The organism is Streptomyces sp. NPDC059668 (assembly GCF_042734135.1).
Classification (GTDB): Bacteria; Actinomycetota; Actinomycetes; order Streptomycetales; family Streptomycetaceae; genus Streptomyces.
In genome coordinates this window covers 1-15,863 of the sequence record NZ_JBHWEL010000124.1, presented here as the reverse complement: position 1 = coordinate 15,863, position 15,863 = coordinate 1, and the positions used below count along the sequence as shown (strand labels likewise).

General features: G+C 69.0%; 15 protein-coding genes. All 15 read left to right on the top strand.

Annotation, left to right across the window (positions count from 1 at the left end):
* The coding region (locus ACFV2J_RS41425; protein WP_385443644.1) for a hypothetical protein at nt 1-583 on the top strand (583 nt) is incomplete at its 5' end.
* On the top strand, nt 559-3,171 hold the full coding sequence (locus ACFV2J_RS41420) for an ATP/GTP-binding protein (RefSeq protein WP_385088039.1): 2,613 nt from the start codon (nt 559-561) through the stop codon (nt 3,169-3,171). The genes ACFV2J_RS41425 and ACFV2J_RS41420, both read left to right, overlap by 25 nt.
* A complete protein-coding gene (locus tag ACFV2J_RS41415) occupies nt 3,168-4,076 on the top strand; it encodes a replication-relaxation family protein (protein ID WP_385088037.1) in 909 nt (302 codons plus the stop codon). Before ACFV2J_RS41420 ends, ACFV2J_RS41415 begins: the two co-directional genes overlap by 4 nt.
* Before the next feature lie 380 nt (nt 4,077-4,456).
* A complete protein-coding gene (locus tag ACFV2J_RS41410; RefSeq protein ID WP_385088035.1) occupies nt 4,457-4,978 on the top strand; it encodes a hypothetical protein in 522 nt (173 codons plus the stop codon).
* Nucleotides 4,972-5,856: an ATP/GTP-binding protein gene (locus ACFV2J_RS41405; RefSeq protein WP_385088033.1), complete on the top strand. Its 885-nt coding sequence runs from the start codon at nt 4,972-4,974 to the stop codon at nt 5,854-5,856. Before ACFV2J_RS41410 ends, ACFV2J_RS41405 begins: the two co-directional genes overlap by 7 nt.
* 136 nt (nt 5,857-5,992) lie before the next feature.
* A complete protein-coding gene (locus tag ACFV2J_RS41400) occupies nt 5,993-6,583 on the top strand; it encodes an SAF domain-containing protein (RefSeq protein WP_385443640.1) in 591 nt (196 codons plus the stop codon).
* Nucleotides 6,583-7,404: a hypothetical protein gene (locus tag ACFV2J_RS41395; protein WP_385088029.1), complete on the top strand. Its 822-nt coding sequence runs from the start codon at nt 6,583-6,585 to the stop codon at nt 7,402-7,404. The genes ACFV2J_RS41400 and ACFV2J_RS41395 overlap by 1 nt, the downstream gene beginning before the upstream one ends.
* On the top strand, nt 7,394-8,869 hold the full coding sequence (locus tag ACFV2J_RS41390; RefSeq protein WP_385088043.1) for a CpaF family protein: 1,476 nt from the start codon (nt 7,394-7,396) through the stop codon (nt 8,867-8,869). Before ACFV2J_RS41395 ends, ACFV2J_RS41390 begins: the two co-directional genes overlap by 11 nt.
* Nucleotides 8,870-8,895: 26 nt before the next feature.
* Nucleotides 8,896-9,819 carry a type II secretion system F family protein gene (locus ACFV2J_RS41385; protein WP_385088027.1) on the top strand — a complete coding sequence of 308 codons (924 nt, stop codon included), beginning with the start codon at nt 8,896-8,898 and terminating at the stop codon, nt 9,817-9,819.
* Nucleotides 9,816-10,700 carry a type II secretion system F family protein gene (locus ACFV2J_RS41380; protein WP_385088025.1) on the top strand — a complete coding sequence of 295 codons (885 nt, stop codon included), beginning with the start codon at nt 9,816-9,818 and terminating at the stop codon, nt 10,698-10,700. The genes ACFV2J_RS41385 and ACFV2J_RS41380 overlap by 4 nt, the downstream gene beginning before the upstream one ends.
* Nucleotides 10,701-10,737: 37 nt before the next feature.
* Nucleotides 10,738-10,953, top strand: a complete 216-nt coding sequence (locus ACFV2J_RS41375; RefSeq protein WP_385088023.1) for a hypothetical protein — start codon at nt 10,738-10,740, stop codon at nt 10,951-10,953.
* Complete coding sequence (locus ACFV2J_RS41370) at nt 10,953-11,378, top strand: TadE family protein (RefSeq protein ID WP_385088021.1); 426 nt, start codon at nt 10,953-10,955, stop codon at nt 11,376-11,378. The genes ACFV2J_RS41375 and ACFV2J_RS41370 overlap by 1 nt, the downstream gene beginning before the upstream one ends.
* Before the next feature lie 5 nt (nt 11,379-11,383).
* Complete coding sequence (locus ACFV2J_RS41365; protein ID WP_385088019.1) at nt 11,384-11,833, top strand: TadE/TadG family type IV pilus assembly protein; 450 nt, start codon at nt 11,384-11,386, stop codon at nt 11,831-11,833.
* Nucleotides 11,833-12,273: a pilus assembly protein TadG-related protein gene (locus tag ACFV2J_RS41360; RefSeq protein ID WP_385088017.1), complete on the top strand. Its 441-nt coding sequence runs from the start codon at nt 11,833-11,835 to the stop codon at nt 12,271-12,273. Before ACFV2J_RS41365 ends, ACFV2J_RS41360 begins: the two co-directional genes overlap by 1 nt.
* The gene (locus tag ACFV2J_RS41355; protein ID WP_385088015.1) at nt 12,273-15,614 is read left to right on the top strand and encodes a hypothetical protein; all 3,342 of its coding nucleotides are present in this window, start codon (nt 12,273-12,275) and stop codon (nt 15,612-15,614) included. The genes ACFV2J_RS41360 and ACFV2J_RS41355 overlap by 1 nt, the downstream gene beginning before the upstream one ends.
* Nucleotides 15,615-15,863: the final 249 nt, after the last annotated feature.

Below are 15,863 nucleotides of genomic sequence, written 5' to 3'. Positions count from 1 at the left end.
GTCGATGCCCTCGGACAGGACGAACCCGCCGGTCGCCGCCTCGCCGAGCCGTCCTCCCGTGCTCCCGCCCACGCCTTCGACCCTGCTGTCCCCGGCCGCCAGTTCGATCGATTCGATCCGGGCAACCGGCAGCAGCTCCGCGACTGTCCGCCCGCCACGGGACGCGGCCGGCACACCGGCGCTGTCTCCCCACGGCGAGGGCGCCGCCGGGGACCGGGTCATCCAGCATTCACTGGAGGCGGCGTGGCCCGCGGACCTCACCCCCGCCGACGAACAGCAGCTCCGCGTCGCGGGCCGGGCCCTGCTCCGCGCGGACGCCACCGGCATCGGTAGGACCAGCTGGCCGGACGTCTTCGAAGACCTGGACCAGGCGCTCGCACCCGCATTCGCCACGGTCCGCTTCCGTGTCCAGGCGGTCATCGCCCGCCGCGACGGCGCCGCCGACCGGGCAGTCGTGCATCTGGTGTGGGCAGGCGTCGACCGGGGCGGCACCTTCACCGACGGCCGCATCACGGACTGGTACTTCACCCGCACCATTTCGAAGAAGGGGGTCTCCACGTGGAATCCGCAGCCCCGACACTGACCGGCGCAAGGGCCAGCGGCACCGTCGTCGGCCTGCTCGCCGACCTGCTCGATGCGGCCGGCTGGCTGAGCGCGCACTGGTACCTCCTCGCCATGGCCGCAGCCGCGGCAACGGCAGCTGCGGAGGCAGTGGTGCGCCGGTATGCAGCGCGGGCATCGTCGCAGCGCATGGCGCTGGAACTGGTGGCAAGCCGCCACTTCGAGCCGAGCACGGAGGAGATCTTCCGCCACGGCCTGCAGCTCGCCCGCGCATCGGCCGCCCTGCCGTGGTGGGCGCCCCGCCGGTCGCGAACGGTTCAGATCCGGCTGCGCGCGGACGCCACCGCACCTCTCCGGTACCGCATCGAAGGCCCGGCCAGCAGTCAACGGCTGCTGTCCATCTCCCCGTTCGGACCGGACGTGACGATCACCAACACACAGCCGATCGCCGACCAGCCGCGCAAGCACACGGTGCGCGCGGAGTTCGTCCTGCGGGGGAACCCGGTGATGCCGCTGCGGGAAGTGCCGCTGGAGCCGGACCCGTTGCAGCCGCTCGTCGACGCCGTGTCCGACCTCGACGCCGAGCTCGGCGACCTCGCCGAGGTCCGGCTCGACATCCAGCAAGCTCCCCGGTGGGCTCTGCGTCTACGCCGCCGCCAGCTGCTCGCCGCCGCACACCAGACCACCCGTCGACAGGCTCGGCAGTCCGGCCACTGGCTGCGTCAGGGGGCCGGCGGCCCGGATTCGGTGCTGGCGCATCTTCGCGAGCAGCTCACCGAGAGAACGGCGGGGGCGGCCTCTGCGCGGCGGCTGTTCGTTGCACCGGCGCCGCGGCAGGTGGACGAGGCGCAGGCGCTGGGCAAGCTCGCCGAAGACGACCAGTTGGTCCGGGTACAGCTGCTCGTGGTGTGTTCGGCGAACCAGGAAGGCCTGGCGCAGGCACGGCTCGCGCAGGTGCATGCGGCGCTGGATGTGTTCGGGGGCCGCTCGCGATGGGCGATACGCGGATGGCGGCTGGGTCCGTGGCGGGTGGGCGCGGACCACTGGCTCTACCGGTCCAGTTTCGAGCGGCGCTGGGATCTCGGCCAGTGTCAGCCGCCGCGCGGGAACTGGGTGCGGATGGAGGAGCTGACCGGCCTGCTCAAACCGCCCACGATGCACTGTCGTCTGCCACTGCTTGCCGCGGATGTGCCCTCGTTCTCGTTCGGTGATCCGCAGTTGCTGCTGCAGGGCACCTACCGCAGTCCGGACGGGCGCGAGCGACTGGTCGCCACGTACGCAGACGAGACGTTCTTCGAGATCGGGGTCGGCAAGGCCGGCGGCGGGAAGACGGAACGGGCCCTCGCCCAGGCGATCGGCTGGGCTCATGCCGGCGGCGGCCTCATGTTCGTCGATCCGCACCGCGACTCCTGGCCACGCGCCATGACGTTCCTGGCCCACGACGACCTGATGCCACGCATCACGCTGGTCGACCTCAACGGTCTTGGCCCCAACCCGCATGTGAGTTCATGGAATCCGCTGAGCATGCAACACGGCCGGGCGCCGCACGAGGTCGTCGAGGCAATCACCGACGCCTACGCCTCCGCGCTCGGCTGGGACGACGTGACCGCCCCCCGCGCCATCACCATCCTGACCGCCGCCTTGGCCGTTCTGGTCGCGGTCAACGCGGCCGCTTGCCGGGCCGCACGGCCCGAAGACCAGGCCACCCTCTTCCATATCCGGGCCCTGGTCACCGATCCGGCGTTCCGGTCGGCGGCACTCGCCGTCGCCGAGGACAGCATCAATGAGGAAACCCGCTCCTGGTGGCGGACCGTCTTCCCGACCCTGTCACCCGACGCATGCGCAGTCATCCTCAACCCGATGGTCCGCCTGGCCGCCAACCCCATCACCCACGCATTCCTCGGACAGCCCGTCGGCGCCTATGACATCCGCACCGCGATGGACTCCCAGACGATCATGTGGGTGTGCCCCGGCGGCAGCGGGCCCACCGACCGGCTGCTCACCGCACTTCTGGCCCGCGATCTGCTACGGGCGGTGCGCTCGCGCCGCGACCTACTCGAGGACCAACGCGTCCCGTTCCGCCCGTACTTCGACGAACTGATCACGCTCACCGGGTCGGCGCCGGAGACGATCGCCGCCATGTTCGAGGACTTCCGCAAATACCGCGTGCACGTCCACGGCATGACACAGCTCCTCGCCCGCCTGCCTGCTGCGGTACGACTGTCGCTGATGCAGAACGCGTCCACACTGGCTACCACCGCCGGATCGAAGTCCGCAATCGGACCGGTCACAGCCGAATGGGGCGACAACCCGAGCGCGGAGCGGGTCGCCACCATGGAGCGCTTCTCGCACTACGTATCCATGAATGTGCGCGGGCGCCGCATCGGCCCGATGAAGGTGCGTGGACCGCACTTGGACACGCTCTTCGCCGCCCAGGCCCGACCTCAGCAAGTCCCCGCCCTGGAGCAGGCCGCCCTCACCAACGCCGGGGCCCTCCCCCTCGCCAAGCTGACCGAGCACGCCATCGACCAGCTCGGGCGCGTCACCGACTTCCTCGCCGAACACACCCCCACCGCAAGCCACGTCCATCAGTCGAAGGGCTACGAATGACCGCCGCACAGCCCTCGCAGCCCGCCAACGCGGCCGGATTCACGCCCAGCCCCACCGAGCCCCTCGCCCACCAACTGCTAGCCGCCCTCGCCCAGCACCGCATGGCCACCACCCACCAACTCCACGTCCTGCTGCGCCCCGACCGCACGCGCCAGACGGTCTCCCAGCAACTCAACACCCTGCGACGCGACCGTCTGGTCGACTTCGCCGTCCTGCCCCGGGCCCACCGCACCCGCGTCTGGTACCTCACCCCGAAGGCCGCCCGGATGACCCGGGACTGGCCCGCGCTGCGCGGCCGCCCCCCGTATCCGATCACCTCGGGGTCCGCCGCCTCGCTGAAGACACCGCACACGCTCACCGTGCTCCGCGCCCACCTGGCGTTCGTCGCCGACGCCCGCCGCCGCGGTGACGAACACGGCCACCTGGACTGGACCCCCGAGGTGTTCCACGCGATCGGCGACGGTGAGCGCCTCGTCGCCGACGCGGTCATGCACTACACCCTCACCACCGGCGAACACCGTCGCAAATTAAGGGCGTTCATCGAAGTCGACCGCACCACCATGAGCAGCGAACGCCTCGCAGCGAAACTGATCGAATACGCCCGCCTGTGGTCCTACGATCCCCCATCGATGGGGCGGCGCCGAGCAGCTGGCCCAGGGTGGCTGCGCTGGTACCCGGTCTTCCCCCGCATCCTGTTCGTACTGACCGGCGGCACCCAGCCGACCATGCGCAACCGGATCAGCGACCTTCAGGCAATGGTCGTGCAGCACCCCCTCGTTGCCGACCTCTCACGCAACGTACGACTGGGAGCTGCCGTGCTGGAGGAGGTCGAGAAACGCGGCGCCACCGCCGACGTGTGGGCGCCCCTAGCCGGCGGGGAGAAGCGCCCATGGTCAGAACTATGACGGCGAACCGCGGTCGCCTCCGACCAGGACGCCAGCCAAGTGCCGAAGGAGGCGTGTGCGAAGGAAAACTGAAAAGCTCTAGAGCCACATATCGACTTCCGATTTCGCATGTGACCAGATACGTCCCGAGATGCACGAGTGAACTCACATATAGAGCTGGGAAGTTGACCGGCACATGCGTAACCTTCTGGCTACGCAAACGAACTGCTGCGGCTTGACCAGGCTGCGGATCAAGGGCTGCTGTACTGCGGCCGCCATCGAGAGCGGATATGCACCATGTCGTACGGGGAGACATCGTGACACGTGCACAACGCCCGTCTGGGCCAACTTCTGTTCGCACCCGAAACTGCGCAACGGCCGCGCTACTCGCGGGTGGGCTGATGGCCGTGGCCGCCTGCGGAAGCGGAAACAACTCCGGGGACACCGGCAAGAGCCACGCCACGCGGACCGGTACCCCGGCCCCTGCAACGTCGTCGGCCGACCCGGAGGCCACCGCCAAGGTGCAGCTCTTGGATGCCTACCGGCACTACTGGGATGAGAAGGCCACCGCATACGCCAAGGCGAGCATGAGCGGAACGAAGCTGGAGGCGTACGCCAAGGGCGACGCGCTGGGCCTAGCGCAGAGCGATCTGAAGAACCTCAAGACGTCCGGACAGGTCACCACGGGGAAGCCTCGGATCGATCCGCAGGTCACCAGCCTCGACCTCCAGAAGAAGGTTCCTCTGGCGGAGATCACAGACTGCGTTGACGTCTCGACGTGGAAGGTCCTAGACGCCAAGACGAAAAGCGAGGTGGCCCTGCCCAAGAACCGCCGCACCAAGTACGTGAGCAACGTGACCGCAGAGAAGTGGGGGAAGCGGTGGATCGTTCTGGACGTCAAACCGGAAGACCGCGCGTGCTGAACCACGCCTTAGGAACCGTCGGCGCCGCGCTCTTGCTGGCCACCGCAGCCACGACGACGGCAGCCGCTCCCGATCCGAAGCCGTCAACCGGCGTCGGCAGTTGCTCCGTCATTGAGATCTGCGTCGGCGCCGGTGTCGGTGGAACTCCGGGATCGGCCGACGACAGGCCCACGCACCCGGGCAAGGCCACCGGCAAGCTGCCCGTGCCGGGTCCGTGCCTCGTCACTCGGATGGAACCGCAGCCCCCTACCGGAAGTTCTGTGTGGGAGGGGCACGATCCAGGCGACGGTGCAATTTACACCCGGATCTGCCCGCTGGCCATCGCCGGCGCCGGTGCCAGTGGAAGTCTGATGGGACCACCAGAGACCTTCTGGTCTGCTACTCCACCCGCCCCCATCATCGACCCTGCACAGCTGGCACAGCAGGCCCTTGACAAGATGACACTCCTGGGGCCAGACATCACCAGCCCGGACCCGGCCGGCAAGTACATCGTCGGCCTGCCGACCTGGATGTGGGTGACCAAGCGTCAGACCACATACGGCCCGAACACCGCTAGCGCCTCAGCAGGCGGGGTAACCGTGACCGCAACCGCAACCGTCTCGAAGATCGTCTGGGGGATGGGCGACGGTGTGACCGTCACCTGTAACGGGCCCGGCACGCCATACGCAGCGTCCTACGGCAAACAGGAGTCCCCGACCTGCGGCCACACCTACAGCCGCACGTCGGCCTCGCAGGACGACGGCAAATACACGGTAACTGCTACTTCGACGTGGTCGGTGGACTGGCAGGTGGTCGGCGGCGGCCAGACCGGACAACTCACGGCGATCAGGCAGTCCCAGGAACAGGTGGCGATCGGCGAACTGCAGGTCGTCAGGTAGCGGCGCCGGAAGGAGTACGACGTTGAGCAAGACTAAAGAAGCAACTGCGGCCACCGAGCGCGGGCTGCCGCAGCGGTCTGGAGCGGCCGGCCCCGTGAGTCCGCCTAAGGTGTCTGCGCGCCGCCGTCGTCCGGGCGTGATCGCTCTGTCGATGGGGCTGATCGCGGCAGGCGGTGCGGGTGTCGCCGTCCTCCTGCTCCAGGTTGGGCACCGCACTGAAGTCGTGACCGTTGTCCGAGATGTACAGGTCGGCCAGGTCCTCACCGAGCAGGACTTAGGAAAGGCGTCCATCGCCTTGGACCCGGCGATGAAGGCGGTCAGCGTAGATGACTTGGACCAAGTGGTTGGCAAGCGGGCGGCCGTGGAGCTGCGGCCCGGCTCGCTTCTGGCCCCCTCGCAGGTGACGAAGCACAGTCTCGTCAAGGCTGGCGAGCAGCTGGTCCCGATCGGGCTCAAGCCCGAGCAGATCCCCGCGACAACCCTGGTGCCCGGTCAGAAGGTTCAACTGGTCCACGTCCCCGCGCAGGGGGAGAGCGAGACGGACAAGCCGTCCGACAGCTCACCGAAGACGCTTACCGGTCGGGTGGTGAAGACCTCCAGCGCAGCCCCCGGCACCGGAGTCGTGGTCGTCGACGTCGCCACGTCGGCCGCTGACGGACCGACCGCGGCGGCATGGCTGTCGGCCGGCACTCTGCGCCTGGTCCTCGCGGCCCCGGACGGCCGCTGATGGCCGTGATCGCACTCGCCGGGTGCAGCGGCTCCCCCGGTGTGACCACCAGTGCGCTCGCGCTGCTGCTCGCCTGGCCGCTGGAACCGGGCCGGCGGATGATCCTCGCTGAGTGCGACCCGGACGGCGGAGCCGTGCTGCACGGTCTGTTGCAGGGCGCACTCGGTGACCGGTACGGGCTGCCCAACCTGTCGATCGCGGCCCGCAAGGGCGAGTTCGGTGAGGCGTTCTGGCGCCAGCTGATCGATCTGAACGGCGAGGACAGCGCAACCGACTCGCCAGCCGACCGGCTGCTCCTGCCAGGCATCACCGACCCCGCGCAGGCCGCGAGCCTCGGCTCGGTGTGGAAAGGCCTGGCTCAGATGTTCCGTGGCATCGAGGCCGACCACGGTCACGATGTCCTTCTCGACCTCGGCCGGCGTGGCGCGTTCGGCCCCTCCGCTGTCCTGGTCGACCGTGCCGACACCGTGATCGTCGTGGTCCGCAACACTCTGCGCTGTCTGCAAGCCGGGCAGAGCCGGGTGCGACAGTTGGAAGAGCGGGTCGGGGACGTCGGGCTACTGGTTATCGACGAAGGCCCTTACCCCGTGGGCGAAGTCCAGCGCGTGCTCCAGGTTCCGGTAGTGGCAAGTCTCCCTTACGCGCCGAAGGACGCCCGGGTGCTGTCCGACGGTGACGAGCAGCCGCGCCACTTCACCCGGTCGAAGCTGATGAAGGCTGCCCGGACGACCGGTGCGTTGTTGGTGCAGCGGGCTGCTGTCCGGCGTGCCCGCCTTGATCCGCGTGCCGCGTTCGCGTCGGGGGTGCCCGGTGCGCGGTAGGCCCTTGCACGCTGATCCGACGGTGGTTCCGCCGTCCGGTCCCCGTCCGGTGACGGCGGCACCTGCGGGTGCTGCCGCCGGCGCCCGCGTCCTCGGGGGCACTACGCCGCAGGTGACGGTTGATTACAAGGTTGCCCGGCACATTGCAGCGCAGGTGGCCAAGCAGCGCGAGGAACTGTTGAAGAGCACGCCGGACATGGACCGGGCCAGCGAGGAGCAGCGTTGCCTGGACTGGATTAATGAGGCGGTAGCTCTGTGGTCGGACGCTCAGGCGATGGCGCCGCAGCAGGACGAGGCGTTGCGGCGCGGCGTCTACGATCTGCTTTTCCGGGCCGGGCGGCTTCAGCCGTACCTGGACGACGACCGGGTCGAGGACATCATCATCCAGGGTCCGGGCGAGGTGTGGCTCGACTATGGCGACGGTGAACGTCGCATGGTCGGGCCGATCGCTGATTCCGAGGATGAACTCTTGGAGCTGCTGCGGGAGCTGGCCCGGGGTTCCGGACAGAACGAGCGGACGATTTCGACCGCGAGTCCGACGCTCGCCCTGTCTTTGCAGGACGGGTCCCGCCTGCAGGCGATCACGGGGCTGGGGCCGATGACGTATGCGGTCATCCGGCGGCACCGCGTCTCTCACGCCGGGCTGGACGACTTGGTCCTCCTTGGCTCGGTCGACCGGGTCTTGCGGGAGTTTCTCGGTGCGTGTGTGCGTGCGGAGAAGAACATCATGATCGCGGGTAAGCAGAAGGCGGGGAAGACGACCTTGCTGCGGGCGATGCTCCGCGAGTTTGACCCGGAGTGCCGCTTCGCGACCATCCAGACCGAGGACGAGTTGTTCGCCCATGCCAACGGCTACCACCGCCAGGTGGTTTCTCTGGTGGGCCGCGAGTCCAACGGTGAGCGTGATGCGGCCGGGCGCAGCGCCGGTGAGGTGACGCTGCTGGACCTGATGCACCCGGCGTTGCGGATGTCGTTGGAGCGGATCGTGGTCGGTGAGGTGCGCGGGCCCGAGGTCGTGGCGATGATGCAGGCGTTGACGAACGGGTCGGGTGGCAACTTGTGCACGATTCACGCTCGTCGTCCGGACATTGTCTTCGACCGGATCGCCGAGCTGTATGCGCTGGCCCAGGGCAACCTGTCCGAGGCTCTCGCCTACCGGCAGGCCGCGAACGGCCTGGACTTCATCGTGTACGTCGATATGACGGATGAGACGCAGATCGGCGGCCGCCGTCATCGCTATGTCTCCCATGTCCTGGAGCTGACCGGGATCGGGGAGAACGGCCGCCCGGCTACGAACGAGGTTTTCTCCCCCGGTCGTGAGTTCGGTGAATTGCGGGCGGTGCCGCGGATGGACCCGGGCTGCGTTGACGACCTGCGGCGTGTCGGCTTCGACTCCGCCCTGCTCCAGCAGCCGTACGGGGCGTGGGCGGCGCCGCTGCCGTTGAAGGTGGGGGTGCGTCAGTGATGTTGTTGTGGGCATTCCTCAGTGGCATGACTCTGGTGGCCGGGTTGCTCGGCGTCGTGGCCGGGGTGGTGGGCACGACCGCTCCGCGCCGCGTTTCACTGCGCTGGCGGTGGCCGGCGAGACGCAGCAGGACCGCTCTGAGCGAGGGGGTCCGGCTGCGTCGGCGGACGCTGGCGGCCGCGGCGGTCGTGGTGTTCGTCGCGGTGTGGCTCGTTTCGGGGAACTTCGTCGGCGGAGCGCTGCTCGGTGCGGCCGTGGTCGGCGTGCCCTGGTTGATCAGTCCGGCGCAGCTTGCGCAGGAACGTATCGGCGCGTTGGAGGGATTGTCCGAGTGGACTCAGCGGTTGGCTGGTCTGCTCCGTCTGGGTATGGGCCTGGAGCAGGCGATGATCACCAGCCGTCAGGGGGCGCCGGAGGAGCTCACCGGGCAGATCGCTAACTTGTCCGACCGGCTGCGGCTGGGTTGGCGGTCGCAGGAAGCGCTCCGCGCGTTCGCCGATGAACTCGACGACGTCACTGCGGACAAGGTGGTCGCCGCGCTGATTTTGTCGGTCAACGACCGGGGGCCGGGTCTGGCGCAGGCGTTGGAGGACCTGGCGGGCACTGTCCGTGAGGAGGTCGCCAAGAAGCGTGCCATCGAGGCGGACCGGGCCAAGCCTCGCACGACGGTGCGCTGGATGACGATCATCACTGTGGGCGTGGTGGTGGCTGGGTTCTTCGTCCCGTCCTACACCAGGCCGTACTCCACGCTGCTGGGGCAGTTGGTGCTGGCGTTCCTGACCGCCGGGTTCGTTGGTGTCCTCGCCCTGATGCGGCAGCTGGGCAATTTCCGCCGCATTCCCCGCTTTCTGGTCACCGACCCGGCCAGCACCGTCCAGCTGGCCGCAGCCGCTCGGGAGCCGGGCCACCTGCTGGACGCGGGCCGGCTGTCTGAAGGAGCTACACCGTGAACCTGCTTCCCGTTGTGGCGTCCGGTGGCACAGTCGGCGCCGGTCTGGCCTTGTTGGTGCGTGAACTGCTGCGTCCTCAGCCGGCCCTGGCGGCCGCGCTTGCGCGCAGTGCGCCGGCCACGCTGGCTCTGCCCGAGCCGGACCTGGACCGCGATGAAGTGTGGGGGCGGTGGCTGCTGGCGCGTATGGGGCGGCTGCCGGGTGTGCGGGTGCCTGCCGTCAACCTGGCGCTGATCGGGCAGGGCCCGGGTCAGTTCATGCTGAAGAAGGTGGCGCTCGCAGCGCTCGGTCTGCTGTGCCCGGTGATCGCGACGATTCCGTGGATCATCGCCGGTGTGGGCCTGCCGTTTTACGTGCCCGCCGGCGTCGGCCTGCTCGTCGCGGGGTTGCTGTTCATCACCCCTGACCTCGCGGTGAGGGATCACGCGAAGCGGGCACGCGAGGAGTTCGCGCATGCCCTGTCCGCCTATCTGGATCTGGTCGCGCTCAAGCGGGCCGCCGACGCCGGACCCGCGGAAGCCCTGGAGAAGGCCGCTGAAGTCGGGCGGGGCTGGCCGTTCTTGTTCCTGCAGGGCGCCCTGCGGCGGGCCAGGTTGGAGAAGATCCCGCCGTATCAGGCGCTCGCGGAGCTTGCCGCCGAGTACGAGCTGCCCGGCTTGGGCGATGTCGCTGACATCATGCGCGGCTCGGCGACCGACGGCGCTGCCGTGTACAAGGCGCTGCGGGCCCGTACCGCCGCCCTCAACGCCGAACTCCTCGCCGATCAGGCGACGGAGGCGAACGCCGCCAGCGAGAAGATGACCGCCCCTGGGGCGCTGCTTGCCGTGCTGGTGATGCTGCTGATGGCCTTTCCCGCCGTGATCCGGATGCTCACCGTCTGAATCCCGACTCGCTCCCCCCTTCTGAGAGGAAGTAACGATGAAGAGCACTGCCGCCCGCACTTACCGCGCCGTCTATTGGTTGACCAGCCGTCTGCAGGACGGCTTGGAGGAGGCCAGGCGCCGGCCGGACCGCGGAGATATCAGCACCACCACCGTCATCATCTGGGTCGCTGCCGTCACCGGCGCCGTGCTGATCGCCGGAAGCATCGCGGTTGTGATCTCCAAGTACAACGGCAAGCTCTCCGGCCTGTGATGTCTGGTCCCGAGCGCCTGAAGGGCTGGTGGCAGGGGCGGCGTTGGAGCGACGATCGCGGCGACACGTCCATCCAGATGGCAATCGTTTTCCCGTTCGTGCTGCTCGCCACGATTGCCGTCATCCAGGCATCTATGTGGTACTACGCGCGGCAGATCGCGTTGACCGCTGCCCGTGAGGGTGCCAGCGCCGCCCGCGCCTACCAGGCCGGCCCCGGTGACGGAGCAGCCCGTGCCCGGGGCGTCCTCGCCCGCACAGCGGGCGACAGCCTCAGCGGCTGTGCCGTCGCCGCCAGCAGTGACGGGCAGCGGGTGCGGGTGCAGGTCTCCGGCACTGCGATGTCGATGATCCCCGGTGTCGCCGGGCTGCAGGTCACCCAGTCCGCGTCCGGAGCGGTGGAACGCTGGACGGTCCCGGGGGAGTGAACTCTATGCGCAAGGCCCGTTGGTCCGGCAGGCGCCGTAGTGACGACGGCAGTGTCGCGATCGAGGCTGCCATCGTCCTCCCGTCGCTGATCATGTTTTTGTGTCTGGCCATCGCCGGCGGCCGGATCGTCACCTCCAAGGCGAAGATCGATGCGGCAGCCGAGGACGCAGCCCGGGAGGCGTCCATCCACCGCACGGCGGCCGCCGCCCAGGACGCTGCGCACGCCGCGGCCGCCGAATCCCTCACCGACCAGGGCGTCGCCTGCGCCTCTACCACTGTCCACGTCAACACCGGCGGCGTCAGCGTGCCGGTCGGCCAAGTCGGCACCGTCACCGTAACCGTGACCTGCACGGTCAACCTGTCGGACTTGCTGTTGCCGGGCGTGCCCGGGGCGCGGACGCTCACATCGACGGCGACCTCGGTGGTGGATGAGTACCGGCAGCGAGGTGACTGATGAACGACCCGCACGGGCGTGCACAGCAGGATGACGGTGGTGTCACGGTGTTCGTCGCCGTCTGCGTTCTGGGGCTGATCGGCATTATCGGCGTCGCCGTCGACGGTGGGGCGAAGATGGCCGCCACCGAGCGCGCCGACTACGTCGCGGGCGAGGCAGCCCGGGCGGGCGGCCAGGCCATCGACCCCGCCCAGGCCGTCACCGGCAAAGCGATCATCGTCGATCCGCAGGACGCGATCGCGGCCGCGAAGGCCTACCTGCGTTCCGCCGGCGCAACCGGCACCGTCACCGTCTCCAGCGACGGCAAGAGCGTCGCCGTCACCGTGAGCGGCTCCAGCGACACGACGTTCCTGTCGGCCGTCGGAATCGGCTCACTGCCGGTGACCGGTCACGCCAGCGCCACCCTCCTGCACGGCGTCACCGCACCCGAAGGAACCTGATGCCAACTGCCACCCTGGGCCGTCTGCTCAAGGCCGCCATGAGTCTGCTCGTCCTGGCCGCCACGGTGGGCGGGCTGCCATTGCTGCTGGCCTGGGCCACCCCCGTCATCTGGGCAGCGAGCCACGACGACCTGGCACACCTGTTGGACCGGCAGGACACCGGATCCGTGCTCCTGCTTGTGCTGGTCGCAGTCGGGTGGATCGGGTGGGCGCAGTTCACGTTCTGCGCGTTGCGGGAGCTGGCTGCGCAGCTGCGCGGTCGCCGATGGCACGCACCGCGTGGGCTGGGCGTCTCGCAGCGGGCCGCAGCCCTCCTGGTCGGCAGCATCCTGGTCCTGCTGCCCACGGGTTCGGCACTCGCCTCCGATGGGCCGGCCGATACGACCGCTACAGCCACCCACTCCCCTGGTCAGATGTCCCCTACTCGGCAGGCATCGCCGGGCCAGCCGTTGGGGCCCTCGACGACGGACCCGTCCGCAACGGATTGGATATACACGGTGCGTGAGACGCGGCCTGCGGAGAGTCTGTGGAGCATCGCGGAGCGGGAGTTGGGCGACGGGGAGCGGTGGCGGGAGATCGCCGACCTCAACGAGGGACATGCCATGGTCGGCGGGCATGTCTTTCGGTCCAACAGTTTCCTGCAGCCGGGCTGGAGGCTGGCCATGCCCGAAAGTTCCAGGCTCCAGGGCCTGCGGACGCAGGCCGACGGACGCAAGGCCGTGATCGCCGAGAGGGGCGCGCGCGTCACGGTCCAGTCCGGTGACTCCTTGTCGAAGATTGCGGAGGACGAACTTGGTGACGGCGGTGCGTGGCCCGCTCTGTTCGACGCCAGCAAGGACGGCCGGCAGCCGGACGGGCTGCCGGCCATCACCGACCCCGACATGATCTATCCGGGCCAGCAGGTCACCGTGCCCGGCGGCCGGCACAGCCCGAAGGACCCATCCACAGATCAGCCAGACAACGACAGCACCAACAGCACGCCGCACTCCTCGTCACACAGACCGCACGAGCAGAAGCCGACCGACGGGCAAAAGCCCCATGCCAGCGCGGTCCCGGATGCCGACACCACACCGCCGCCAAGGACGGACCACAGCATCGCACCGGCACCCGAGTCGGCCTCCCCCCACACACCGCCGACCAGCCGTCCCGCCCCCGGCCAGTCGACACACACCTCCCCTGCACCATCATCTGAGAGCGCCGAACCAGCCGAGCCGTCCCCGGCCACGGGCCAGCTCAACCTGCGTACCGTTGCAGGTGCCGGCGCGCTGTTGGCCGCCGCCATCACGGCGGCCCTCGCACTGCGCAGGACGCTGCAACGCAGGCGCCGCAAGCCGGGCGAGACGATCGCCATCGCCGGCGAACCCTCGCGCGCCGAAGCGCAACTCGCAGCGGCCGCCGAACCATCCGGCGCCACCCGCCTGGACGCGGCGCTGCGCACGATGGCCCACATGGCCAAGCGGGACGGACGCGGCGTGCCTGTGCTGCGGGCCGCGCGTCTTGATGCCCGCAGCCTCCACGTGCTGGCCGATGACCCCGCCTCCCAGGCGCAGCCACCGTTCGTAGCGGGCGCGGCCGGATGGTGGCAGCTGGACGATGCAGCGGATCTGCTGGATGAGGAGAAAGCCCACACGATTGCCGCGCCGTACCCTGCCCTGGTCACGGTGGGCAGCACCGAATCGGGTGACCTCATCCTCGCCGATCTCGCCCGGTTGCCCGCCCTGCTGTTGGACGGTAACCCAGTGCACATCAGTGAGGTGTGTACGTCACTGGCGCTGGAGTTGGGCATGAGTGCGTGGGCGCAGGATGTCGAGATCGTCACTGTCGGGTTCGGCGAGGACCTGCCGAACCTGCTGCCGAACTCCCGGATCGCTCACATGCGCCGGCCCGCGCACGCGCTGCGTGACCTGACCGAGCGGCTGCTGGAAGCCCACCAGATGCCCGAGACCGCCCACCACCCCTACGTACTGCTGTGTGCGACGGCACTGGACGACGACACGGCCTGGCAGTTCGCCGACATCCTCGGCAAACCACCGCAGATCCCCGTCACCCTGATCGCCCCGGCCGCTGCCATCGCCAGCCACTTCCCGGAAGCGGACATCCTCACCGTCTCCGCACCGACACCCCAGCGCTTCGACTCCATCGGCGTCGACATCCTCGTGCAACGTCTGGAACACGCCGCCTACCAGCAGATCATCACCGCCCTCGCCGTCTCCGGACAACCCGCCGACGAGGCACAGGGAGCCTGGCAGCACGTTCCAGGCGAGCCCAGCGCCACAGGGCAGGCCAAGCCGATCCCGCAAAAGAATCCGCCCGTCGACAACAACGCGACATCCCCACGATCCGGGCGCGAGCCGAACGCAGACAGCCCAGACACAGACGATGCCGATGCCGTCTTCCCGGCGCTGCTGAAGGCCTCGACCGATCCCGCCGCCCTGTCCCTAGCGCACGCCGCGCCTGCCACCACTGTCAGCATCGAGGCCCGGCAGGCAGCCGAAGAGGCGAGCACGGGCGACGCAAATGCCAGCGCCGCGCAACGAACGCAGACCCGGGCCCTCGCCGACGAGGGCACCGGCGACGGGCGCATCTCCCAGGACGGCGGCGGTCCGCAGATCCGGGTGCTGGGGCCGGTAGACGTGGACGGTCTCGGTCGCACCGGCCACGGGCCACGCACCGCTCAGCTCGCCGCACTCCTCTATTTCCGTCCCGGCCGCACCGCCGACGTCCTGTGCGCGGACATGGACCCCCTCAAGCCCTGGTCGATCGCCACTCTCAACGCCCGCATCCAGGGCCTACGCCGGGCCTTGGGCAACGATCAGGACGGCGACCCGTACGTGCCTCGCCGCCACAACGGCAACGACCCCTACGTGCTCGCCGACGGCGTGCGCTGCGACTGGACACACTTTGTCCAGCTCGCCGAACGGGCCCTCCCCCAGGGTCCGGCAGGGCTGGCTGACCTGGAGGAGGCTCTAGCTCTCGTGCGGGGTCGCCCCTTCGGTACCCGGGCACCGGCATGGGCCGAGCCGCAGCAACAGGAGATGACCACCCGAATCATCGACGTCGCCCACACCGTCGCCACCCACCGCACCCAGAAAGGCCTTCACCAGGATCTTGGTGCAGCACGAAAGGCCATCGCGATGGGTCTTGACGTCGACGAGACAGCGGAACTGCTGTACCGGGACTGGCTGGTCGTGGAGTGGACGGCCGGGAACCGGCCCGGCCTGCACACCGCGATCAGCCGCATCCAACAGGTCGCACAGACCCTCGACTGCGACCTCGAACTGGAAACCGAGCAGCTCATCCAGGAGCTGCTCACCACCAGCCGCAAGGCTCCCACCCCATGATCGACTCTCAGCGGGGCGGCCACCAAGGCCAGCCCGAGGCCCAACCACCCGCCCCCTCCCCCGGAACTGCCCAAAACGCGCCAAGAACAGCCACGCAGAAGGGCCAGCAGCGCGTGATACCAGAACACAGAACATCCGTACGACTGCGACGAACGCACCGGATTCTCATCGGCGTGGTCGTCGCCGGTGCGCTCGTCATCGCGGGAATCGGCTTCGCGGGTTCGTACGCGGCCGTGCGCGAACTTGCCC